At 60.4% G+C, this 22884-nt stretch carries 16 protein-coding genes; 13 read left to right on the top strand and 3 right to left on the bottom strand.

The window, feature by feature from the left end:
* Positions 1 to 14: 14 nt before the first annotated feature.
* The 7 genes from fabF (at position 15) to LOY50_RS15035 (ending at position 12179) form a co-directional block, all read left to right on the top strand.
* Positions 15 to 1307, top strand: coding sequence for a beta-ketoacyl-ACP synthase II (gene fabF / locus LOY50_RS15075; protein WP_258688171.1), 1293 nt, complete (start codon positions 15 to 17; stop codon positions 1305 to 1307).
* 932 nt (positions 1308 to 2239) lie between these two features.
* The gene (locus LOY50_RS15070; protein WP_258688164.1) at positions 2240 to 3955 is read left to right on the top strand and encodes a type I secretion system permease/ATPase; all 1716 of its coding nucleotides are present in this window, start codon (positions 2240 to 2242) and stop codon (positions 3953 to 3955) included.
* 7 nt (positions 3956 to 3962) lie between these two features.
* Complete coding sequence (locus tag LOY50_RS15065) at positions 3963 to 5285, top strand: HlyD family type I secretion periplasmic adaptor subunit (protein WP_214510280.1); 1323 nt, start codon at positions 3963 to 3965, stop codon at positions 5283 to 5285.
* A 1-nt stretch (position 5286) separates the two neighbouring features.
* Complete coding sequence (locus tag LOY50_RS15060) at positions 5287 to 6627, top strand: TolC family protein (RefSeq protein ID WP_258688163.1); 1341 nt, start codon at positions 5287 to 5289, stop codon at positions 6625 to 6627.
* 91 nt (positions 6628 to 6718) lie between these two features.
* The gene (locus tag LOY50_RS28980) at positions 6719 to 9979 is read left to right on the top strand and encodes a M10 family metallopeptidase (protein ID WP_309475772.1); all 3261 of its coding nucleotides are present in this window, start codon (positions 6719 to 6721) and stop codon (positions 9977 to 9979) included.
* Between the two features lie 296 nt (positions 9980 to 10275).
* Positions 10276 to 11109: an oxidoreductase gene (locus tag LOY50_RS15040; protein WP_258691244.1), complete on the top strand. Its 834-nt coding sequence runs from the start codon at positions 10276 to 10278 to the stop codon at positions 11107 to 11109.
* An 83-nt stretch (positions 11110 to 11192) separates the two neighbouring features.
* Positions 11193 to 12179, top strand: coding sequence for an MDR family oxidoreductase (locus tag LOY50_RS15035; protein WP_258688162.1), 987 nt, complete (start codon positions 11193 to 11195; stop codon positions 12177 to 12179).
* Between the two features lie 240 nt (positions 12180 to 12419).
* Here LOY50_RS15035 and LOY50_RS15030 read toward each other — a convergent pair whose 3' ends face one another.
* The 3 genes from LOY50_RS15030 to LOY50_RS15020 all read right to left on the bottom strand — a co-directional run bounded on the left by LOY50_RS15030 (position 12420) and on the right by LOY50_RS15020 (position 15954).
* Positions 12420 to 12983, bottom strand: coding sequence for a cytochrome b (locus tag LOY50_RS15030; RefSeq protein WP_253475121.1), 564 nt, complete (start codon positions 12981 to 12983; stop codon positions 12420 to 12422).
* Between the two features lie 98 nt (positions 12984 to 13081).
* Positions 13082 to 14536, bottom strand: a complete 1455-nt coding sequence (locus LOY50_RS15025; RefSeq protein ID WP_258688161.1) for an aldehyde dehydrogenase — start codon at positions 14534 to 14536, stop codon at positions 13082 to 13084.
* Between the two features lie 44 nt (positions 14537 to 14580).
* Positions 14581 to 15954: an aspartate aminotransferase family protein gene (locus LOY50_RS15020; protein WP_258688158.1), complete on the bottom strand. Its 1374-nt coding sequence runs from the start codon at positions 15952 to 15954 to the stop codon at positions 14581 to 14583.
* 214 nt (positions 15955 to 16168) lie between these two features.
* Here LOY50_RS15020 and LOY50_RS15015 point away from each other — a divergent pair, with 214 nt between their 5' ends.
* The 6 genes from LOY50_RS15015 to LOY50_RS14990 all read left to right on the top strand — a co-directional run bounded on the left by LOY50_RS15015 (position 16169) and on the right by LOY50_RS14990 (position 22864).
* On the top strand, positions 16169 to 17137 hold the full coding sequence (locus tag LOY50_RS15015) for a helix-turn-helix domain-containing protein (protein ID WP_258688156.1): 969 nt from the start codon (positions 16169 to 16171) through the stop codon (positions 17135 to 17137).
* A gap of 58 nt (positions 17138 to 17195) precedes the next feature.
* Positions 17196 to 17936, top strand: coding sequence for an IclR family transcriptional regulator (locus tag LOY50_RS15010; RefSeq protein ID WP_214510289.1), 741 nt, complete (start codon positions 17196 to 17198; stop codon positions 17934 to 17936).
* A gap of 204 nt (positions 17937 to 18140) precedes the next feature.
* Entirely contained in the window at positions 18141 to 19589 is a 1449-nt protein-coding gene (locus LOY50_RS15005; RefSeq protein ID WP_258688152.1) for an APC family permease, read from the top strand.
* A gap of 149 nt (positions 19590 to 19738) precedes the next feature.
* The gene (locus tag LOY50_RS15000) at positions 19739 to 21001 is read left to right on the top strand and encodes a DUF1173 family protein (RefSeq protein ID WP_253475104.1); all 1263 of its coding nucleotides are present in this window, start codon (positions 19739 to 19741) and stop codon (positions 20999 to 21001) included.
* Positions 21002 to 21072: 71 nt separating this feature from the next.
* The gene (locus LOY50_RS14995; RefSeq protein WP_253475101.1) at positions 21073 to 21795 is read left to right on the top strand and encodes a haloacid dehalogenase type II; all 723 of its coding nucleotides are present in this window, start codon (positions 21073 to 21075) and stop codon (positions 21793 to 21795) included.
* 178 nt (positions 21796 to 21973) lie between these two features.
* Positions 21974 to 22864 carry a universal stress protein gene (locus tag LOY50_RS14990; protein ID WP_253475098.1) on the top strand — a complete coding sequence of 297 codons (891 nt, stop codon included), beginning with the start codon at positions 21974 to 21976 and terminating at the stop codon, positions 22862 to 22864.
* The last annotated feature ends 20 nt before the right edge of the window (positions 22865 to 22884 follow it).

The raw sequence follows: 22884 nt of genomic DNA, 5'->3' as shown, positions 1-22884 counted from the left end.
ATGAAGAGGTTTCAATGATGACTTCCCAAGGTCAAAAACGCATCGTCGTCACCGGCGTGGGCATTGTCGGCCCGTTGGGTTGTGGTGTCGAAGAAGTCTGGCAGCGCCTGCTGGCCGGGCGCTCCGGCATTCGCATCCTGTCTGGCGATATTACCGAGGGAACTGGCGTGGCGGTGGGTGGCCAGGTGCCGTCGTTGGAGGAGGACGCCATCGCCGGTTACGACCCGGAGCGCATCATCCCGGTCAAGGATCGCAAGAAGATGGATCGCTTCATCGAGTTCGCTCTGGTAGCCGCCGACGAAGCCCTGGCCCAGGCCAACTGGCATCCGACCGAAGCGGCTGACCAGGAGCGGACCGCCACTATCATCTCGTCGGGCGTGGGTGGCTTTGGCGCGATTGCCGATGCCGTGCGTACCACCGACGCCCGCGGCCCACGTCGCTTGTCACCGTTCACGGCGCCGGCCTTTCTCGCCAACATGGCGGCGGGGCACGTTTCCATCCGCCATGGTTTCAAGGGGCCGCTTGGCGCGCCGGTAACGGCCTGCGCGGCTGGGGTGCAGGCGATTGGCGATGCGGCCAGGCTGATCAGGAGCGGTGAGGCGGATATCGCCTTGTGCGGCGGTACCGAAGCGGCAATCGATCGTGTCACCCTGGGCTGCTTCGCGGCGGCTCGCGCGCTGTCCACGGGATTTGCCGAGCGCCCGCAGGAGGCCTCGCGTCCCTTCGACCGTGATCGCGACGGCTTTGTCATGGCCGAGGGCGCCGGCGTGCTGGTGATCGAATCGCTGGAACATGCCCTGGCACGCGGGGCCAAGCCCCTGGCGGAACTGGTGGGTTATGGCACCAGCGCCGATGCCTACCACCTGACGGCGGGCCCGGAGGACGGCAACGGCGCTCGGCGTGCGATGGAACAGGCGCTGCGCCAGGCTGCTGTCAGCCCCTCGGACGTGCAACATATCAATGCCCACGCGACGTCTACCCAGGTTGGCGATAGCGGTGAACTGGCCGCCGTTCGCTCGGTGTTCGGCACGGGCTCCGGTGTTGCGATTACCTCTACCAAATCCGCTACTGGGCACCTGCTGGGCGCGGCCGGGGGCATTGAGGCTATTTTTACGGTGTTGGCGCTTCGGGACCAGATCGTTCCGCCTACCCTGAACCTGGTTCATCCTGACGAGGCCGCTGCGGGGCTTGATCTGGTTGGCTTGGAGGCCAGGCAGATGCCGATTACCTATGCGCTTTCCAATGGGTTTGGGTTTGGTGGGGTTAATGCCAGCGTGTTGTTTCGACGTTGGGGGCCTGAGGTTTAGGGGGCGTGTGTATATCCGTTGCTGCGGTAACGGCTGCTTAGGGTTCCGCTCTTACAGCGGCTCACTTTTGGAAGAGCGCCAAAAGTAAGCAAAAACGCTTTTGCCCCACCACTCGGTGCCTCGCTTAGGCTCGGCATGCCTGAACGAAGGCATTGCTCCGTGGGCCGCCGCGAAGGGCCATCCATGGCCCAGCGCGGCTACCTCGGCATCCATGCCGAGGTGCCCACTGCGCAATGCCTGCGTTCGGCCAGCGTGGTTTAACGGGGCGCCCGAGATCAACGTCCACCACGAGGCGGCCTAGTAGCCGACCTGGTTCTTCGTGGACCGCGTTCCTCCTGTGGGAGCGAGCTTGCTCGCGATGACGCCATCACATCCAACATCACTGCAAACTGAACCATCGCTTTCGCGAGCAAGCTCGCTCCCACATGGGGTTTCGGGTGTTCACACTGTCTGAGTACGACACAAAAAACTGTGGGAGCGAGCTTGCTCGCGATGACGCCATCACATCCAACATCACTGCAAACTGAACCACCGCTTTCGCGAGCAAGCCCCCTCCCACAGGGGAAACGCGATCATCAAAAAACAGGCGGGTTATAAGGTCGCCTCGCTTTTGCTTGTGCCTGGGCCGGCATTCCGGCATCTCAAAAGTAAGCCGCTGCAGCCCACACCGCAGAAATGGATATACTCACCAGCCCGCCTGGAAAAGCCAAGTCGCTACCAGGCTTCCCCAACCCAACGTCGACGTAATCGCATGGCCCATACCCGTTACACCAATGTTCCTTAAGAACCGCTCGAACGTGCCGATACAGCGCGGTAGAACCGATTGCGCGGGTGCTCCAGTGGTGTCCGTCGAAAGATATTCCAGGCGCTCACGCACCTGTGCCCTTGTGATTTTTCAGGTTTGATCAGAATCGGACCTCAGGTAATGAACCATGTCAGCCCACAACAGGACCGAGCTGGAAGGCGCCCTTGCCGTCTGCAAAGGTAGTTTTCTGTCCGTTGGTTTTTTCAGTTTTTTCGTCAACTTGCTGATGCTGGTTCCTTCGTTCTACATGCTGCAGGTGTATGACCGCGCGGTAGGAAGCGCCAGCCTGTCGACGCTGTTGATGCTGACGCTGATCATGTTGCTGTTGATGATCACAATGGGTGGTTTGGAGTGGGTCCGTTCGCGAATCATGGTACGGATAAGCACTCGCCTGGACACGCTGCTGAGCCAGCGTCTGTTCGACGCCAGTTTCAAGCAGGCGCTCAATACCAGCGGCATGAATGCCACGGCCCAGCCTTTGAACGACCTGAACGGTTTGCGCCAGTTCCTGACCGGCAACGGCCTGTTTGCGTTTTTTGACGCGCCGTGGATTCCGATCTACCTGGCTGTCATGTTCATGTTTCATTCCTGGTACGGCTGGATGGGGGTCGTGAGTGCCGTGTTGCTGGGCGCGCTGGCCTTTGCCAACGAAAAGCTTACCCACTCACCGCTGCAAGTTGCCAACCGCGAACAGATGGCCGCCACCGCCTTCACCAACAAGAGCTTGCGCAATGCCGAAGTGGTGCAGTCCATGGGCATGCTTGCCAGCCTGCGCCAGCACTGGAGCGGGCGGACCCATAAGATTCTCGCCCTGCAAAGCCTGGCCAGCGACCGCGCCGCGACCATGACCTCGGTGTCCAGGACGTTCCGGCAGATCGTGCAGTCGCTGGTGCTGGGCCTGGGCGCCTATCTGACGATCAATCACGAGATTTCGTCCGGACTGATGATTGCCGGCTCGATTTTGCTAGGGCGCGCGCTGGCGCCCATCGATCAGCTGATCGGCGTGTGGAAAGGCTTTCTGGGGGCCCGTTCGCAATATGCCCGGCTGCACGAATTGCTGCTCAAGATTGCCGCCGAACCTGAGCGCATGTCGCTACCGGCACCTGAAGGGGCGATTCGCGTCGAGGGCCTTTCGGCCGGATCCCCGGACGCTCGTAAGCCGATTATTCGCGGCGTGGGCTTTCAGGTGGCCGCGGGCGAAGTAGTGGGCATCATTGGTCCCAGCGGCGCTGGAAAGTCGACCCTGGCCAGGGCACTGCTGGGCGTCTGGCCTAGCCTGGCCGGCACCGTACGCCTGGACGGCGCGGACATCAGCCAATGGCGTCGGGAGGAGTTGGGCCAGTACATCGGTTATCTGCCCCAGGACATCGAGTTGTTCGAAGGCACGATCAGCCAGAACGTCTCCCGCTTCGGCCCGGTGAACGCACCTGCCGTTGTCGCCGCCGCGCGCATGGCGGGTGTGCATGAGCTGGTGCTGCAACTGCCCGATGGCTACGACACTTTGATCGGCGCCAATGGTGGTGGATTGTCCGGCGGCCAGCGGCAACGTATCGGCCTGGCGCGCGCCTTGTACGGTGAGCCGCGCCTGGTGGTGCTCGATGAACCAAACTCCAACCTGGATGAGGCCGGCGAAAAAATGCTCGCCGAGGCGCTGCAAAAGCTCAAGCAGAGCAGGGCCACGGTGTTTGTCATTACCCATCGACCCGGGGTGTTGGCGCAGGTGGATAAATTGCTGGTTCTCAATCATGGCGAACTCAGTCTGTTCGGGCCGCGGGATCAGGTCCTGGCCCGTTTGCGCGACGCAACACCTGCAGCCCGCCAGGCTGCCTCGATTCAACTGTAGGAAGCGGATGAGCGATTTCATGCAAAACAGTCAACACTCATCCACCGCGTTGCTTGTCGATGACACGCCGGTAAGACGCGTCGGCTACCTCATGCTGCTGGTCACCTTTGGCCTGTTCGGTGGCTGGGCTGCGTTGGCCCCGCTCGACAGCTCGGCACTCGCGCCCGGCGTGGTCACGGTCAAAAGCTACCGCAAGACGGTGCAGCACCTTGAGGGCGGCATCGTGCGCGAACTGCGTGTGCATGACGGTGACCTGGTCAAGACCGGCGATGTGTTGCTGGTGCTCGACAACACCCAGGCCCGTTCGGAAATGGAAACGACGCGCAGCCAGTTGATTGCCGCGCTTCAATTGCAGGCCCGGTTGGAGGCTGAGCGTGACGCACTGCCCGAGCCTCTGGCGGTGCCTGCCCTGGATCCCGCGGACCCACGAGTGCAAGAGGCCCGCGACAGTGAAGCCCGGATCTTCCAGACCCGACGGACCTCGTTGCTGGGCGAAATCGGCTTGCAAGAGAAGACCATCGGACAAATCGAAGAACAGATTCGCGGATTCAAGGCCATCATCGCCAGCAAGCAGGCGCTGGCGGCTTCCTATCAAGAAGAAATAGTCGATTTGCGGGCACTGCTTGCCGAAGGCTATGTGGACAAACAGCGACTGCGCGAGCAGGAGCGCAGCCTCTCTCGCCTGCAAACCGAAATAGCTGAAAGCCAGTCCGAGATTGCGCAAGCGCATGTCCATATCGACGAGGCGAGATTGAAGATACTGCAGTTGAAAAAGACCTTCGCCAGCGAAGTCGCCGGCCTGCTGGGCGATGCACGGACCAAGGTGTACGAACTGCGCGAACGACTGGCCACCCTGCAGGACCGCGATCAACGTACCGATATCCTCGCGCCGGAGTCCGGAATGGTCATGGGCATGACGGTCCATACCCTCGGCGCCGTGGTCAGCCCGGGCACTGCGCTGCTGGACATCGTTCCGGCCAACGAAGAGCTGATCATCGAGGCGCAGGTGTCGCCGATGGACATCGACCGCATCGCCTTGGGCAAGCTGGCGGACATTCGCTTCAGCGCGTTCAAGAGCAGCACCACGCCCGTCATCGAAGGGCGGTTGGTGCAGATTTCCGCCGACCGCCTGATCAACAAGGACACCGGCACGGCTTATTACCTGGCACGCGTGGCACTGACGGACAAAGGGCGTCAGACGCTGGGCAACCTGACCCTGGTGCCGGGAATGCCGGTCGAAGTGCTGGTCAACACGGGCGCGCGAACGCTGTTGCAATACTTGATACAGCCGGCGAGCAATGTGTTCGCCCGTTCGTTGATCGAGGACTGAGATGAGGTTCCTGATTACGATGTGCCTGGTCCTCATGCCACTGGGAGCGCTCGCTGACGATACTTATGTCGACCTGTGGCAATTGCACCAGGAAGCGCAGGGCGCTGATCCGCGTGTCCTGCGGGCACAAGCCCTGGTTCGAAGCGGCGAGGGCAAGGAGCGCGCGGCCTTTGGTCAATTATTGCCACAGCTCAACGCCAGCGGCAGTGTCAACCGCGGCCGGCGCGACGACGACCTGAACCGTATCCAGTACAACGGCAAGCGCATGGCCGTGGTGCTCAATCAGGTGATCTACGATCCGCAGGTCTGGCGCAGTTACCAGAAGTACATCGAGTTGACCCGGCAGAGTGGCTACGAGTCGACCGATACCCAGGTGCAGGCCAGCATCGATCTGTCCGAGCGTTACTTCGCTGTTCTTGCGGCCGAGGACGACTTGTCGCTGGTGCGCAGCGAGCTGGAGGCGACCGAACGTAACCTCAAGCGAGTCAAGGCCTTGTACGCGCGGCAGATGGCGATGGTGACCGACGCACTCGATCTTGAGGCGCGAGTGGATGCGCTCAAGGCTGACGAGATCGAAGCCAGCAACAAAGTCCTGGTCAGTCGTGAAGCGATTTCCGAATTGGTGGGGCGCGATGTCAGCGAGCGGTTCAAGCGCATCGGCGACAACCCAGCCTTCAGCCTGCCGGCGCAAGCGCAGGACTACTGGGTGCAGACGGCACTCGACAGCAACCCGGCGCTGCACGCCCGCGAGCACAGCGTCCGCGCCGCCGAGGCGGCTATCGATGAAAACAAGGCGGGTCATCTTCCTCGACTGGGCCTGAACTTGACGGCGCAACGCAGCGATATTGGCTATGAAGGCGCCGTGACGCCTCGCTCGGACAACCTCGTCGCGTCCCTGGACTTGCAGATGCCGCTCTACAGCGGGGGCTCCACCCGCGCACGTGTATCGAGCTCCGAAAGCGACAAGGAAGCCGCCCAGCAGGAGCTGGAAGCCTTGCGTCGCCAGGTCATCAAGGAAACCCGCACCGCTTATCTCGGCATGACGGCCGAACTCAGCCGGATCAAGGCAACACGGCGTGCGCTGGAATCAGCTGAAAAGTCTCGGGTCGCCACGGAGAAAGCCTTCGGCTATGGCGTCAAGAATGCAGTCGATGTGCTGGACAGTATCAAGGACGAGTTTCGTGCTCGACGTGATTTCTATCAGTCCCAATACAAGTTCGTGACCAGCTTGCTGGTGCTGCATCGCTGGAGCGGAAGATTGGGAGATGGGGATATTCGCCAGGCTAATGAATGGCTGGTTGCGCCATCGTCGTCGGATTCCGGTTCAAAAAATAGTGGCTAAGTGATATCAAAGCCCTTGTTTCTCATGCAAAATACCCACTATGTAGCGGCCGCATTCTGGAAGGTCCGCAGCTAGCCCACAGGAAGCATACATGCCCAGTCCATTAGGTTACTCATCCATTTCGTACGCAAAGCTGACCGGCAACACACAGGTCAACAGCTTGCTTTACGGCACTTATTGGGCTGGAAATACGAACACGGGAGCGTTCACCACGTCCCTGACGTACAGCTTCATGACCATGAGTTCGTATTTCGCCAGCGACTACAGCGGCGAAAATGAATATGAAGCCGGTTACGTCCTCTCGTCGGCGCAGAAGAATGGCATCGTCAGTGCGCTAGGCACATGGAGTTCGGTTGCCAACATCAAATTCCAACAGGTGAGCGAGACGGCCAGCAACGTCGGTGACTTGCGATTCGGCGGTTACCTGTACATGGACGACGACACCGCTGCCTGGGGCTATTTTCCTGGCAATACCCCCAGCGCCGGTGATGTCTGGCTGGGGCCAGTCACGAACGACCCGGCTCCCGCCAAGGGCACCTACGACTACCTGGTGTTCATGCATGAGATCGGTCACGCCCTGGGCCTGAAACATCCATTTTCCCCAAGCTCGTCGAACGCCACGGTGCTTTCCGCCCAGTTCGACGACGTCCGTTACACGATCATGAGTTACAACACCGCTTACTCCTATGAGCCAACCACGCCCATGTTGTTGGATATTGCCGCCATCCAGAGTCTCTATGGCGCAAACACCCAGTGGCAGACAGGTAATAACACCTACAGTTGGGCTGTCGGCCAATCGGTTTTCGAGACGATCTGGGACGCAGGCGGCAATGACACGATCGACGCAAGCAATCAGCTGGCAGCGGTGCGCATCAACCTGAATGAAGGCCAGTTCAGCAAGATCGGCCAAACGTTTCTGAAACTCGACACCCAGACGGCCTTCAATGAAGGATTGACGATCGCCTACGGGGCCAAAATTGAAAACGCGGTCGGCTCGGCCAATGACGACACATTGATCGGCAATGCATTGGCCAACCTTCTGAACGGTCGTGCCGGCAAGGATACGATGATCGGTGGCGCGGGGAATGACACCTATGTGCTCGATCGGGTTGATGAATTGGCCCTGGTACAAGAGACAGTCAATCAGGGCAATGACGGCCTGATCGTCACTTACGTCGCGAGTTCGTCCAGCAATGTCGTCAACCTTGGCCTCAGCAATCTTCGCAACGTGGAAAACGTCGTCCTGAGCGGCACCGGGGCGTTCACGGTGGGCGGCAACGAGCTGAATAACAGCCTGACGGGCAACGCCTCCGTGAACAACCTTCTGGGTGGGGCAGGCAACGATACCCTTGATGGTGGTGCGGGTGCCGATACCTTGACTGGCGGAATTGGCAACGATACCTACGTGGTCGACAACCTCAAGGATATTGTCAGCGAAACCAGTACCCTGGCCGGCGAAATCGATACGGTGCGCGCCTCCCTGAATTGGAGCCTGGGTGCCAATCTGGAGAACCTTACGCTGACCGGCAGCGTCCACCTCAATGGCAGCGGCAACGCCCTGAACAACGTGCTGATTGGCAACACCGGCAACAACGTACTGAATGGTGGAGCAGGCAACGACACACTGGACGGCAGCAGCGGTATCGACACCTTGGTTGGCGGTACTGGCAACGACACTTATGTGGTCGACAACCTCAGTGATGTCATCAGCGAAACCAGCACCCTGGGCGGTGAAATCGATACCGTACGCTCCTCGGTGACCTGGACCTTGGGCGCGAATCTGGAAACCCTCATCCTGACCGGGTCCGCCTTGCTCAACGGTACTGGCAACGCCTTGGGCAACGTGCTGATCGGCAACGCCGGCAACAATGTGCTGAGTGGTGGAGCTGGCAGCGACATACTGGATGGCGGTAGCGGTATCGATACCCTGGTTGGTGGTACCGGCAACGATACTTATATGGTCGACAACCTCAAGGATATCGTCAGCGAAACCACCATCCTGGCCAGCGAAATCGACACCGTGCGTTCTTCGGTGAACTGGGCCCTGGGCGCCAACCTGGAAAATCTCATCCTGGCCGGTTCCGCTCACCTCAATGGCACCGGTAATGCCCTGAACAATGTGCTGACCGGCAACGCCGGCAACAACGTGCTGAACGGTGGAGCCGGGCGGGACACACTGATCGGTGGCGCGGGGAATGACACCTATGTGCTCGATCGGGTTGATGAATTGGCCCTGGTACAAGAGACATTCAATCAGGGCAATGACGGCCTGATCGTCACTTACGTCGCGACTTCGTCCAGCAATGTCGTCAACCTTGGCCTCAGCAATCTTCGCAACGTGGAAAACGTCGTCCTGAGCGGCACCGGGGCGTTCACGGTGGGCGGCAACGAGCTGAATAACAGCCTGACGGGCAACGCCTCCGTGAACAACCTTCTGGGTGGGGCAGGCAACGATACCCTTGATGGTGGTGCGGGTGCCGATACCTTGAGTGGCGGCACTGGCAACGACACCTACGTGGTCGACAACCTCAATGATGTCATCAGCGAAACCAGTACCCTGGCCGGTGAAATCGATACCGTGCGCTCCTCTCTGAATTGGAGCCTGGGGGCCAATCTGGAGAACCTTACGCTGACCGGCAGCGCCAACCTCAATGGCAACGGCAACGCCCTGAACAACGTGCTGATCGGCAACACCGGCAACAACGTGCTGAGTGGTGGGGCAGGCAACGACACACTGGACGGCGGCAGCGGTATCGATACCCTCATTGGCGGTACCGGCAACGACACCTACGTGGTCGATAACCTCAGTGATGTCATCAGCGAAACCACCGTCCTGGGCAGTGAAATCGATACCGTGCGTTCCTCGGTTGGCTGGATCCTGGGGGCCAATCTGGAGAATCTCACGCTGACGGGCACTGCCTTCATAGGGATCGGTAACGACTTGGACAACGTGCTGATCGGCAACGCCGGGCGTAACGTGTTGGATGGCGGGGCGGGCAATGACATTCTGAGTGGCGGCCAGGGCACCGATAGCCTCACCGGCGGAGATGGAAGCGACCGCTTTGTTTTCAACACGCTGGCCGAGCTGGGCCTAGGTTCTGCCAGTGACACCATTTCCGACTTCAACAGCCTGCAGGGCGACAAGCTGGACCTGTCGAAGCTGGATGCAAATCTCCTGACTGCGTTTACCGACTCGTTCAGCTTCATCGATTCGAATGACTTCACGGCTGCAGGACAACTGCGTTTCGTCGATCAGGTGCTGTACGGCAACGTCAACGGCGACCTGGGGGCGGATTTTGAAATCCAGCTGGTGGGTGTCAATACCCTCACTGCCAATGATCTGATCGCTTGATATAACGGTTTCGGGCCCTATGGGGAACAATCCAGGGCCCGGACCTGTTTCCGTTCAAACGCGAACAAGCGGCCTCGCCCCGAGTTCGTCGACTCCTTATTAATTCGTAGATTTCATGCGCACTGATTTATTCAAGTGCTGGAGCAACGCTGCTGCCGACATTATTGATGTCGATCAGCATCAAAAACATTGACCGTTACGATTATGATCATCATCATAAGCCTGCCAGTCGATGATCCAGGACCACAGTTGCGATCTCTGACCGGATAACGTCGATAACCGGAAGGACATTCATGATGATCAACAAACGCGTAGCGTTAGTGACCGGCGCTTCATCCGGTATCGGGGAAGCCATTGCACACAAGCTCGTGACCGCAGGCTACAGCGTCTACGGCACCAGCCGACGAGGCGGGCAGGCGGGACAGCAGGGCTTTCCACTGTTGGTGCTCGATGTCACTGACGATGCCAGCGTCGAAGCGGCCATCCAGGAGTTGCTGGCGTTGGAGGGGCGGATTGATCTGCTGGTCAACAATGCCGGATTCGGCATCGCGCCGGCAGCGGCGGAGGAGAGTTCCGTCGAGCAGGCCAAGGCTCTTTTCGATACCAACTTCCTTGGCATCGTACGCACGACGCGCGCGGTGGTGCCGCACATGCGCCGCCAGGGTGCTGGCCGCATCATCAACATCGGCTCAATCCTCGGCGTCGTGCCTGTTCCTTACGCGGCCCTCTATTCAGCCAGCAAGCATGCGGTGGAAGGTTATTCGCAAGCGCTGGATCACGAATTGCGTACCCACGGCATCAGGGTCACCGTCGTCGAGCCCGGCTACACCAAGACTCAATTCGAGAGCAACAACCTCCAACCCGATGCCAAGCTCGACGTATATGAAGACATTCGGATAAAAGTGACGAAAGTGGTGAACCAGGCCATGGCGACCGCCGACGGCCCCGACGTGGTGGCTGATGTGGTACTCCAGGTCGCGCGTGCCGAGCGTCCGAAGTTGCGCTATACCGCTGGCAAAGCGGCCGGCCAGTTGCAGTTCATGCGCAGTTTTGCCCCGGCGCGCTTGCTGGACACGGGCATCCGCAGGGCGCTGCAGCTCGAAACCAAGCGGCCTTCTCAGGCACACTGACTCAGCCTGGCATACCCGCTGTCGTATCTGTTGCATCAACAGGGCAGCGATGACGATCCGTTTGTACGAACAGGACTAAAACCATGACATTCAAGGCGCTGCTCACGACCAAAACCGGCGAAGCGATCTCGACCCATCTGATCGACTTCAAGGACGAGGACCTGATGCCCGGTGACGTTACCGTCGCGATCGAGTTCTCGACCGTGAACTACAAGGATGCCATGGCCCTCAGCGGACGCTCCCCGGTCATTCGCCAGTTTCCGCTGATTCCGGGCATCGACTTCGCCGGTATCGTCGAGACGTCCAGCCACCCGGGGTTCGAGGCCGGCGACCGGGTGCTGGTCAACGGCTGGGGGCTGAGCCAGACCCACCACGGTGGCTTTGCGCAGAAGGCGCGGGTGAGCGGTGACTGGCTGGTAAAAATCCCGGAAGTATTCTCGACCCAGGCAGCCATGGCCATCGGCACCGCAGGCTACACGGCGATGCTCAGCGTCCTGGCATTGGAGCATGGCGGGCTGACCCCTGATCGAGGCGATATCCTGGTCACTGGTGCCAGCGGCGGCGCCGGCTCGGTGGCTATCGCACTGCTGTCGGGCCTGGGTTATCGAGTGATCGCCTCGACCGGACGGCAAGAGGAAGGCGACTACCTGCGCGACCTTGGGGCGACGCAGGTCATCGACCGCAACACCTTGTCGCAGCCGGGCGCACCGATCGCCAAGGAACGCTGGGCTGGCGTCATTGATTCGGTGGGCAGCCACACCCTGGCCAATGCCTTGGCACACACCCAATATCGCGGCGTTGTCGCTGCCTTCGGCCTGGCCCAAGGCGCGGATCTGCCTGGCTCGGTGCTGCCTTTCATTCTGCGCAACGTGACCCTGGCCGGTATCGATTCGGTCAATGCTCCGCAATCGGTGCGCCTGCAAGCATGGTCGCGACTCGCCCAGGACCTTGATTTGAGCAAGCTGGCCCGCACCACCCAGGTGGTTGGCTTGGCAGAGGTGCCGGCCGTTGCCGCTCGGGTACTGGAAGGCAAGGTGCGCGGGCGTACTGTCGTGGACGTGAATGCATGAGCAACGCTTCTCGCGCGTTCCGCTACCTGGCGAGCAGCCCTGGCGCTGGCATTTTTATTCGCCGTAAGTGGTGAGGGCAGGGCAAAGGCGCACGGGTAAACATCTGCGGATGAAAACGCTATGAGCCTTGGCGCCTGGTCACTTCATGTCCCTGGCCTGCATCCACAGCGGACTTTACCGGGCCTCTGCGGTCCGAGCCGTGAGTGAAGGCGTGGCATCTTTTGCCAACGCCTCATCAAGTCACAGCATACGGCGCAGGACGTCGCTTCGAGGGTCCCGGTCGAAGAGCCGGTGTTTGAGGGCGCCGGCAATATGCACCACGATCAGGCCGAGCAGGGTGTAGGCGAGCACTTTATGCAGCCATTGGAAGACAACGAACCAGTCGTCATTCTTGCCCAGCAGCTCGGGAAGGTTCACCCCAAAAAAGAACACCCCGTCACTCATCGTGTAGGTGCTCGACATCGAATAGCCCATCAACGGCACGATCACCAGCAGTGCATACAAGGTGCGGTGCGCAAGCCATGAGCAAACTCTCTCATAGCGCGCCAGCGTCTCCGGCGGTTGCGGCAGCCTGGGGGTGCGCACGCGCAAGGTGAGCTGAATCAGGGCCAGCAGGAACGCCAACACCCCGAAGGATTTGTGCCACGGGTAATAGAGCTCATATTTGCTCGCCACTTCGTCATCGAGCCCGGTCATGTGCCAGCCTGCCCAGAGGAGGCCGGCGATGAGCACGGCGCGCACCCAGTGCAACATACGCAGGGACGTCGGATAGCGATCAATTATTGTTTGATTTTCCGGATTCATCGCGGTCTCTCCATCGATCATCAAGGTATCGAAAATGCACGTTTGAACGGCCACCTTCTATGACACAGGGGTGGTCCGGTCAGTGCGGTTTCTTGTTCTCAGTTGGGTAGCAGTACGGTGATGACTTTCTCCTCGGTATAGGCCAGCGCGCCGCTAAATCCGCCTTCACGGCCAACGCCACTGGACTTAACGCCGCCCCAGGGCAGGTTGGCGTCCAGCGGGCTCCAGCAGTTGATACCCACGGCACCGGCCTTGACTGCTGCGGCGACGCGGTGCGCTCGCACCAGGTCGCTTGTCCAGACCGTGGCCGCCAGGCCATAGTTGGAATCGTTGGCCAACGCGATCGCCTCGTCCTCGCTGTCGAACGTGATCACCGTGCCGACGGGGCCGAAGATCTCGTCCCGGGCGATCGCCATGTCATTGCTGGCATTGGCGAAGATCGTCGGCCGGACAAACCAGCCCTGTTCAGGGCTCGATACACCGCCGGCCAACAGGGTGGCACCTTGGTCGATGCCCAGTTGGATGTAACGGTTGACGCGATCCAATTGCGCCTTCTTGGCCACCGGTCCCATCTGTACGTCGGGTTGGCGAGGGTCGCCGACCTTGACGGCTCGCGCGGCATCGGCAAGCGCTGCGGCGAAGCGCTCAGCGATGTTGCGTTGGACCAGGATGCGCGAGCCGGCCGCGCAGATCTGTCCCTGGTTGGCAAACAGGCCGAGAGAGCAGCCGAACAGCGCGTCCTCGAACGAGGCGTCGTCGAAGACAATCTGTGGGCTCTTGCCGCCCAGCTCCAGTGCCACGTGCTTGAAAAGTACGCCAGCGGTGCGCTGGATTTCGCGTCCGGCCTCGGGGCTGCCGGTGAAGCTGATCTTGGCGACGTGCGGGTGCTCGCACAGGGCGCGTCCCACCTCGTTGCCATAGCCGGTGACCACGTTGATCACGCCGTCCGGAAAGCCCGCTTCCTGAGCCAGCGCTGCCAGGTGCAGGGCCGACTGTGGCGTTTCTTCCGAAGGCTTGATGACCACGGTACAGCCGGCCGCCAGCAAAGCGGCGAGCTTCCAGACCGTGATCATCAGCGGCGAGTTCCAGGGAACGATGGCGCCGACCACGCCCACCGGCTCGCGGATCGTGTACGAGAGGGTCTTGGTGCCGAAGTAGCCGCCGGTGGGAATGGTGCGGCCCTCCAGCTGGTTGGCCCAGCCAGCGGCGGCGCGCAGGTTGGCGATGGCGTTGGGTACGTCCAGCCGGCGCGGCTCGATCGGTGAGCGCCCGATGGCATTGGCGTCCAGGTCAGCCAGCACGTCGGTGTCGCGCTCCACCAGGTCCGCCAGCTTCGACAACAGCCGGCCACGCTGGGCGCCGTCGAGCTGGCTCCAGGCGCCACCCTCAAGTTGGCTGAGTGCCGCCGCTACGGCGCGGTCCACGTCCTCGGTCGTGCCGCGCGCGGAGCTGCCGTAGATCTGTTCTGTCACGGGGTCGACGAGTGTCATGCGACGCCCGTCAGAGGCCTCGAAGGAAGCGCCTTCGATGAAGTGGTTCAAGTGTTGAGTCATTTGCAGTCCCTCAAGTGATGTGGGGTAGTCGGGGTATGCACACCTCATCCCTTGAGGGAGGCCAGGGCGTCGCCAAAGATGTCCAGTGCCTTGAAGAACAGCGCGCGTGAGATCGTCAGCGAGGGCATGACGCGCATCACGTTGCTGTAGCGACCGCAGGGAATCATCAGTACCCCGTGGTTCAACAGGTAGCCCATGAGTTGGCCGATCTTCTCCGGTGCCAGTGGCGCCTTGGTGACCGGGTCTTCGACCAGCTCGATCCCGATCATCAGGCCGCGACCGCGGACTTCACCGACCAATGGGCTGTCGAAGCCACGGATACGTTCCTGCGCTTCCAGCCCCAGCGTATGAGCGCGGTTGAGCAGATCGAGCTCCGGGTCCTGAAGGATGCTGATGTTGGTCAGCGCCACGGCCGCGGACAACGAGTTGGCGGCGAAGGTGTTGGGCATCGATCCGTCGGGAATCGCGGCTGCCAGGTCCGAACGCATGATCAGGCCCGCCATTGGCAGGTCGCTGCCGATGCCCTTGCCGAAGGTGAGCATGTCGGGCTTCACGCCTGAGTGCTCGACCGCCCACATCTTGCCGGTACGCCCGGCGCCGGACTGCACTTCATCGACGATCAGCAGCGCGCCGCTGCGGTCGCAGGCCTTGCGCAACAGCTGCAGGAACTCGGGTGAGGGAGGTACATAGCCGCCTTCGCCCTGCACCGGTTCCACAATCACGGCGGCCACGTCATCGGCGGCGGTGTAGGGGGTGTTCAGCAGGTAATCCACGTAGTCGCCGGCAATCTGCTCGGCGCTTTTGTGCGTGGTGTCGAACGGGAAACGGTAGGCATAAGGGTAGGGCGCATGAATGACCCCGCCCATCTGGGCGCCGTAGCCCTTGCGGTAGGCCGTGCCTGTGGTCAGCGCACCGGAGGCGTTCCACACGCCGTGGTAGCCGCCGTGGAAGGCGATGATCTGGTGCCGCCCGGTGACGCGTTTGGCGAACTTGATCGCCGCCTCCAGCGCATCGCTGCCGCTTTGCGTGAAGAAGGTGATGCAGTCACCGCGCAAGCCGTCGGGCGCGATCTCGGAGAGCTTGGCGGCCAGTTCGGTGCGCCGGGTGCTGTTGACTTCCAAGGCATGCATCAGCACTTCGGACTGTTCGCGAATGGCCTGCACCACCTTCGGATGGCAGCGGCCTACGCTGCTGACGCCCACGCCAGCGGACAGGTCGATGTAGGTGTTGCCATCGGCGTCCTTGAAGGTCGCGCCGAAGGCCCGGTCCATGGCCACGGGCATGCGTCCGCCGCCGCGAGCCATCGACTCGGTACGCGCCGACAGCGCCAGGGCCTCGGTGGTCCTGGGGCCAGGAATGGCGGTGGTAATCCGCGGGGCATCGGCGAAATGGAGGGATTCTAGTTTGGCTTCACTCATGACGGTCTCTCAGGATGTCGGTTTCAGTGTCCCGATCATCCTCGTGGCTCATTCCTGGCCGGTAGCCCGAATCGGCACATTGGGCGGGCCGCCTCGAGCGTCAGCAGCAGAGCACTGACATGACCAAAAGAGAATTTGCATAATTCTCTTATTGTGAGAATATCGCGCAACGAGGCATTCTAAAAACAAGAATATTGGCCGAGGCTGCATCACCATGAAAAATCTGAACATCAGCCATTTTCGTGACATCCATGTCCACGCCGCCACCGTCCAGGAGTGGAACCAGGACTACAACCAGTTAACCGCCGGTTCGGCTGAGAGTTCGCTGATCCAGTTGTCGACAGGGCGTTGCCACGTATTCCGCGAGCAGATCAACCAACGCGTGGTGCAGCATGGCGTGGCCCCCCGAGGCAAGATGTGCTTTGCCGTGCCGATCACCGTCCCGGGGTCGATTCGGATGCAGGGTCGGGAGGTGGACGAGAGCAGCCTGTTCTTTCTTCATGGCGGCGAAGAGTTCATGTTCCACATGCCAATGGGCATGGAACTGCTGGCCATTACCTTCGAACGTGAATTGTTCGAACAGGCGCTGGCGCAAACCGCGTCGGCCAAGGAAATCAGCCAGCTACTACGCCAACCCGTAATCAGGCTCCCCACGCAACGTTACGCTGACGCTCGACGTCGGATGCTGGCGGCATTCTCCCAGGCGCTCTCGAACGCAGAGCTCGACAACGCGCAAGACCGGGAACTGGAATTGGAACAGGCCATGCTCGACGAGTTGCTGCAACTCATGACCGACCCGGCCTGCGACAAGCAGCAGCGTTCGCCAAGCTCCACGCGCAGCTTCATTGTCGAGAAATGCCATCGCCTGGCGACTGCGGAGCTGAACAACGTGCCCAGCGTCGACGAGTTGTGCCAGCGACTCCAGGTGAGTCGACGTACCGTGCAGAACAGCTTCCGCTCGGTTGCCGAGACGACCCCGCTCAATTACTTGCGCTCCGTGCGGCTCAACGGTGTACGCCGGACCTTGATGACCACCCAGGCGTCGCGTCTTTCGATCGGCGATGCCGCCGCCCAATGGGGGTTCTATCACCTCAGCCATTTTGCCGCGCAATACCAGGAACTGTTCGCCGAACTGCCGTCTCAAACCGCGCGCGCTGCCATCAGCGGTTGCGCGCTTGCTTGAATATCTGCCTGCTGCATTGCGCAACGGGCTGGCTTGACTTCACAAGGATGTAGAAACGATGAATAGCCTTCGCCGCCTGCTCCGGGTCTTCGACTTGTTTCGCCCTGAGCAGCCGGTCATCGACGTGGGCATCATTTGCCAGGAGCTCGGCTACACGCCTGCCACCGCCTATCGTTATCTGCGCGAACTCGGCGACGCGGGCTTCTTGAAGCGGTTGCCACGCGGCTACGCACTCGGCCCTCGAATCGTCACGCTGGAACATCAGATGGCGAACTACGATCCGTTGCTGGCGTGCAGCCGGGACCTGGTCGACAGACTGGTCGACGATACCGGCCTGGATGCGCTGGTCAGTGAGTGGCATGGCGATTCAGTGGTCAACGTGCTGATCCAGCGGGGTTCCGATGTCGGCCCGGTCGGTGGCGACAGGGGGCGGCCGATTGATCTTTTCCACAGCGCGACCTCGCGGGTCGTGTTGGCGTATCTGCTGCCGCGCCAGATCCGACGCATCTATGACGCTCACGCGATCCCGTCCGGATTGTTGCACCTGGGGTTGGCGTGGAAGCCGTTCACCAAGAGCCTGCTCGCTATCCGCAAGCAGGGCTACTGTATCAGCGAAAGCGAGTTGTACCCGGGACGCAGTGGCGTTGCGGCGCCGATCTTCGACGAAAAACAGCGCGTCCTTGGGAGCATGACCCTGGTCGGGCGCAGTGAACGGTTCCGGGCGTTTCAACCGGGCTACCTGTGCGACCTGGTTACCGGCGCGGCATCGGAACTGACGGCACGTATCGCCTTGCAATGAGGGGGTAGGGGGGATGGATGATGATCCGTCCGGTTTTTTCCGAGCACAGGTCTCTGGTTACCGATTTGGGATAGTGGGAGGTTCAGGGAGAGGCATAGGATCGAATCCAGCGCGCGACAAGAACAATAACGCTATCCGGTGACGGTGAGCGGTTGACTGCATCGATCCTACAACGCCTGCCTCATACAATAAGGTCAAGAAAACATGAGTGTACCTCTCCCGGTCAACAGCTCCACGGAGCTCAAGCGTGGGGCCCTGGGTGTCGGCTTCATCATCTTCTTCGTGGTTTCGGCGGCGAGCCCCTTGAGTGTCATCGCCGGTGGCTTCCCCATCGGCATCATGCTGGGCAACGGTGCCGGCACGCCGGCGTTGCTGATCCTGGCTCTGCTGGTGTTACTGGCGTTCTCGGTCGGCTACACGACCATGTCCCGGCACGTCACCAACGCCGGCGGTTTCTATGCGTTCACCTCGCGCGGCCTGGGTGGCCTGGCCGGTGGGGCGGCGGGGGTGCTGGCGATGTTTGCCTACAACATCCTCCAGGTCGGCCTGTATGGCATGTTCGGTGGGGTGGTCAGCGGCACGATGGAAAGCGTGTTCGGCCTGGTGTGGCCTTGGTGGTCGTATTCGCTGATGGCGATGGCCAGCGTTGCGATTCTCGGCTATCGCAAGATCGATCTGTCGGCGCGGGTGTTGTCGGTCATTGTGATCGCCGAATACCTGGCGATCCTGCTGCTGGACTTCGCCATTCTCAGGACCGGCGGCGACAGTGGCATCAATCTCGACGCGTTTGCGAGCCGCCACGTGTTCAGCGGCACCCCGTCGATCGGCCTGCTGTTCTGTTTCGCCGCGTTCATCGGCTTCGAGGCCACCACTATCTACGGCGAAGAGGCCAAGAACCCGCAACGTACGATCCCGATTGCCACCTACTGTTCGGTCTTGCTGATCGGTGGTTTCTACGCGCTGTCGGTCTGGTCGATGGTGATTGGCGTAGGGGCGGACAAAATCGTCTCCACGCTTCAGGCCTTGCAGGACCCCACGACGTTTATCTATGGCATGTCCGATCACTTTGTCGGCCCGCACCTGACCCAAGTCATCCGCGTGCTGTTCATGGTCAGCATCTACGCCGGGCTGTTGGCGTTCCACAATGCCGCAGCCCGTTATTTCTACGCCATCGGGCGTGACGGCTTGCTGCCCAGCCGGTTGGGGACCACCCATCGCGTCCATCAGAGCCCGCACATGGGCTCGGCGTTGCAGAGCTTGATCTCCGCCGTGGTCGTATTGATTTTCGCCGCGATGGATGCCGATCCGATCCTGCAACTGTTCGCCTGGCTGTCCAACCTGGCGACGCTTTGCGTGATTTTGCTGATGGCGCTCACATCCGCGGCGGTATGGGCCTTTGCCCAGCGCCACCCCGAGCTCAAGCTGGGGATCTGGCGTGGACGGATTTTCCCGGGGTTCTCTTGCCTTGCGCTATTGGCGGTGCTGTTTATCGCGGTGGTGCATTTCGATGTGCTGACGGGCGCGAGCAAGGCCTTGTCATACGGCCTCTGCGCCATCATTCCCGCAGCCCTGCTGGCTGGCGTGTTCCTCGCGGCACGACTGCGCAAAGTAGCGCCGCAGCGGTATTTGGTGCTGGGGAGTCATAAGCTTTAGGAGCCTGTGCTGGAGAGCGGGTCGGCTGGACATGAGTGAACGAAACCGAGGATTTATGGGGCTGGCTGTGCTTCTTCTCGCCAACTCCGTAAGCTTTGCCTCACTATTCACCGTCACAGCGGATCCGACGCCGACAAGAAAGGGACGACATGTCAGAGATTTACAGCGTGGAAGTGCCGGGTGCGAAACACCCGTGCACGAAAACATACCAGACGCTTGCCGAGAGTGCCGATCAATGGCAACTGTTGCTGAAAAGTGCCCATGGCCAGCAGGCCAAGTGTTTATGTAAAGGCAACGGCTCAAAGCACCTCAATATCCGACACCTCAAGGTTCTGAAGCGGTACGTTCTCGCTAGGTATGCGAACACAGGCCCTGAGCATGCCTTGGATTGTCGCTTTTTCAGCGAAGCCGAGTATCGGACGGGATTGCAATCCTACGTTGAGGGCGTGGTGGTGGAGGGGGATGAGGATGACGTCACTGTTCGTCTCTCTCAAGCGATCCAGCTCAGGAAGAAGAACGATGACGCCGAAGTCAAAGTCAAAGTCGACCTCCCACTCAATCCCCGAAAACCGGGGCGAACACAGCGTGCAATGAAGCTCCGGGGATTGCTGGATCTGCTGTGGACGCGCAGTGATCTAAATACCTGGCACCCCAACATGGAAGGCAAGCGGGATGACTCGATTCTTCAATGGAAGCTCAAGCAAACGGCGGAACACATCAAGACCCATCGAATGACGCTGGACAACGTTCTTTTGTGTCCAGCACAAGAGGGGCCCAAGTGTGGAGCTCGAAACTTTGCAATTGTGAAAAAGGCAGGTCGACTCAAGTACAGGCTGGTCACCGTCGGTGTACTTATGCCTTACATCGAGGGTGAGCCCGTAGATCAGATGCAAACCCTTTCGCTGATGAACAGTAAAGGCATGCCCATGATGTACCTCAACGGGCGTACTTGGCCGGATGCACAAAAAAGCTTTGGCCGGGAGATTGGTGCGTGGAAAAAGGGTGCCAAGATCATTGCCATCGCATTTTTGGAGCTTCGACAAAAAAACGATCGTTATAGCGATGTTCTCGAGGTTGCCTTGATGCACGTGAGCGACATGTTGATTCCCCTGGACTCCGGTTTGGAGGGCAAGGTCGAGGCGATGCTCCGTGAGCAAAAGCGTAAATTCTCAAAGCCGCTGCGTTTCGATGGCGATGACAAAACGATCCCTGACTTCTGGCTGAATGATCTGGATGAGGAGTTTCCGATGGAAGTGTTTGGGATGAACACGCCGGAGTATTTGCAACGCAAGGCCGACAAAGTTCTCCACTATCAGACTAAGTATTCACAGCGCTTGGGGTGGTGGTTTTGGGATGCTTATCAGAACAGCGACGTGGCAACCAGTCCTGCTCTGCCGCCTGCGACGAGGTAGTCGCTACGGCGGGGAAGTCTTGCACCGCAGCCCGGCGCGCCAGGGGTCGTAAATAGCAGAGGAGTCTTGCGATGACGCTTCCACGAGCGTTGGCATTCGATGTGTTCGGTACCGTGGTTGACTGGCATTCAGGCATCGCACGTGAGGCGAGTCCATTCGTATCGACCTACCTGCCCGCTGTCAGCCCCGCAGAATTTGCAATGCAATGGCGCCGGTTGTATGCGCCAGCGCTGCGCGAGTGCATCAAGGGGCATGGAGGCTTCGTCGTGCTGGACACGTTGCACTACGAGACGCTGGTCCAGTTGTTGACGACTTACGGCCTGGAAGTCGAGCAGGTTGCCCCCGAGGCATTGCACACGCTTGCCCATGCCTGGCGTCGCCTGGACCCTTGGCCTGATGTGGCCGAGGGCCTGGCCCTGTTGCGTCGACGCTTTGCGGTGGTGACCTTGTCCAATGCCAATGTGGCCTTGATGATCGCCATGAACCGCTACAACGGTTTGCAGTGGGACGCGCTGCTGGGGGCGGAGTTCGCGCAAACCTACAAACCGGACCCTGCGGCGTACCTGTCCACGGCCAGGGCTCTGGACATCAAACCCGCTGAACTCTGCCTGGTGGCCTGTCACCACAGCGATCTTGCGGCCGCCAGGGAGTGCGGCCTGATGACGGCCTATATCGACCGACCCATGGAGTACGGTGGAGCACCTGCCCCCGATGCAGCCCAAGCCCAGGATTGGGACTGGCAGGCCGATGGTTTCATCGACCTTGATCGCAAGCTTCAGGTGATGTCTACCTGATCAAGCGCATGAGCCGTTGAATGCCTGGCTGACGATGGTACTTGATATATATCAACGTCACGGTTGCCCTGACGGAGGATGGTGAACCTACAACGAAGGTGCCCGTTGCAGCGGCAAACACGACAGTGGCCCGCCGTGGCAGGCCGTGAGAAACGTGCAAGTTCCATGGAGTCCGATCATGAGCCAGTATCAACGGTTATTGCTGATCATCAACCCGGCCCTGCGCCAGTCCCAAACCCTGGAGCATGCCGCGGCCCTGGCCAAGGCCAGCGGTGCGCGCTTGCACATCGCGGCCTTGATCCCTTCCTGGAAACTGTTGTCGCTGCTTGAAGAAGGCGACCGGGAACAGGCGCGCGAAGCCTACCTGCAAGACCATCATGATTGGCTCAAAGACCAGGCAAATCACCTGCGTGAAAGAGGCATCGAGGTGACGACGGAGGTGGCCTGGGCCGATGACATGCCGCAAGACATCCTCGATCACGTCGTCGAAATGCAACCCGACCTGTTGATCAAGCAGGTGCAGCATGAGTCCGCGTTCAAACGGGCTTTTTTCACTCCACTGGACTGGCGTTTGCTGCGCCACTGCTCGGTTCCGGTGTACCTGATGGGTGAAGGTGATCTTCCCTTGCCGCGCAAGGTCGTGGCAGCGGTCGACGCTTCCAATACCCTGGCGCAGGACAACGAGCTCAATGAGCGGATCATCCAGCAGGCACGCGGACTCGCCATCCAATGTGATGCCGAGCTGCACCTGCTGTACGCCTGCGACATTTCGATGGTGTACATGGGCGATATGGGCGGCGGCGGGCTAACACTCTCGGACCTGGGCGCGCAGTTGCGCAAAGAACATGCAACATCCTTTTTCGACCTCGCCGACCGACATGGCGTGGCCGCTGACCGACGTCATTTCATTGAAGGACACCCTGTCGCGGTGCTGAATGCGTTCGCCGATGAGCAGCATATGGATGTGATTGTGATGGGCAGGGTCCAGTCCCATGGCCTGGAAAAGCTTTTGGGTAGCACGACCGAACATACCCTGTATCAGGTGCCTTGCAGCGTCCTGGCCATCTAACGCGACCAGAATCGCCCATG

It is taken from the genome of Pseudomonas sp. B21-010 (assembly GCF_024749325.1).
Lineage (GTDB): Bacteria > Pseudomonadota > Gammaproteobacteria > Pseudomonadales > Pseudomonadaceae > Aquipseudomonas > Aquipseudomonas kilonensis.
The sequence above is the reverse complement of the archived record's forward strand: the minus strand, read 5'-3'. Positions and strand labels throughout refer to the sequence as shown.

Excerpts from the sequence above, each read along its gene's own strand:
- fabF (WP_258688171.1), top strand. The coding sequence starts at position 15 with ATGATGACTTCCCAAGGTCAAAAACGCATCGTCGTCACCGGCGTGGGC.
- LOY50_RS15070 (WP_258688164.1), top strand. The coding sequence starts at position 2,240 with ATGTCAGCCCACAACAGGACCGAGCTGGAAGGCGCCCTTGCCGTCTGC.
- LOY50_RS15065 (WP_214510280.1), top strand. The coding sequence starts at position 3,963 with ATGAGCGATTTCATGCAAAACAGTCAACACTCATCCACCGCGTTGCTT.
- LOY50_RS15060 (WP_258688163.1), top strand. The coding sequence starts at position 5,287 with ATGAGGTTCCTGATTACGATGTGCCTGGTCCTCATGCCACTGGGAGCG.
- LOY50_RS28980 (WP_309475772.1), top strand. The coding sequence starts at position 6,719 with ATGCCCAGTCCATTAGGTTACTCATCCATTTCGTACGCAAAGCTGACC.
- LOY50_RS15040 (WP_258691244.1), top strand. The coding sequence starts at position 10,276 with ATGATCAACAAACGCGTAGCGTTAGTGACCGGCGCTTCATCCGGTATC.
- LOY50_RS15035 (WP_258688162.1), top strand. The coding sequence starts at position 11,193 with ATGACATTCAAGGCGCTGCTCACGACCAAAACCGGCGAAGCGATCTCG.
- LOY50_RS15030 (WP_253475121.1), bottom strand. The coding sequence starts at position 12,983 with ATGAATCCGGAAAATCAAACAATAATTGATCGCTATCCGACGTCCCTG.
- LOY50_RS15025 (WP_258688161.1), bottom strand. The coding sequence starts at position 14,536 with ATGACTCAACACTTGAACCACTTCATCGAAGGCGCTTCCTTCGAGGCC.
- LOY50_RS15020 (WP_258688158.1), bottom strand. The coding sequence starts at position 15,954 with ATGAGTGAAGCCAAACTAGAATCCCTCCATTTCGCCGATGCCCCGCGG.
- LOY50_RS15015 (WP_258688156.1), top strand. The coding sequence starts at position 16,169 with ATGAAAAATCTGAACATCAGCCATTTTCGTGACATCCATGTCCACGCC.
- LOY50_RS15010 (WP_214510289.1), top strand. The coding sequence starts at position 17,196 with ATGAATAGCCTTCGCCGCCTGCTCCGGGTCTTCGACTTGTTTCGCCCT.
- LOY50_RS15005 (WP_258688152.1), top strand. The coding sequence starts at position 18,141 with ATGAGTGTACCTCTCCCGGTCAACAGCTCCACGGAGCTCAAGCGTGGG.
- LOY50_RS15000 (WP_253475104.1), top strand. The coding sequence starts at position 19,739 with ATGTCAGAGATTTACAGCGTGGAAGTGCCGGGTGCGAAACACCCGTGC.
- LOY50_RS14995 (WP_253475101.1), top strand. The coding sequence starts at position 21,073 with ATGACGCTTCCACGAGCGTTGGCATTCGATGTGTTCGGTACCGTGGTT.
- LOY50_RS14990 (WP_253475098.1), top strand. The coding sequence starts at position 21,974 with ATGAGCCAGTATCAACGGTTATTGCTGATCATCAACCCGGCCCTGCGC.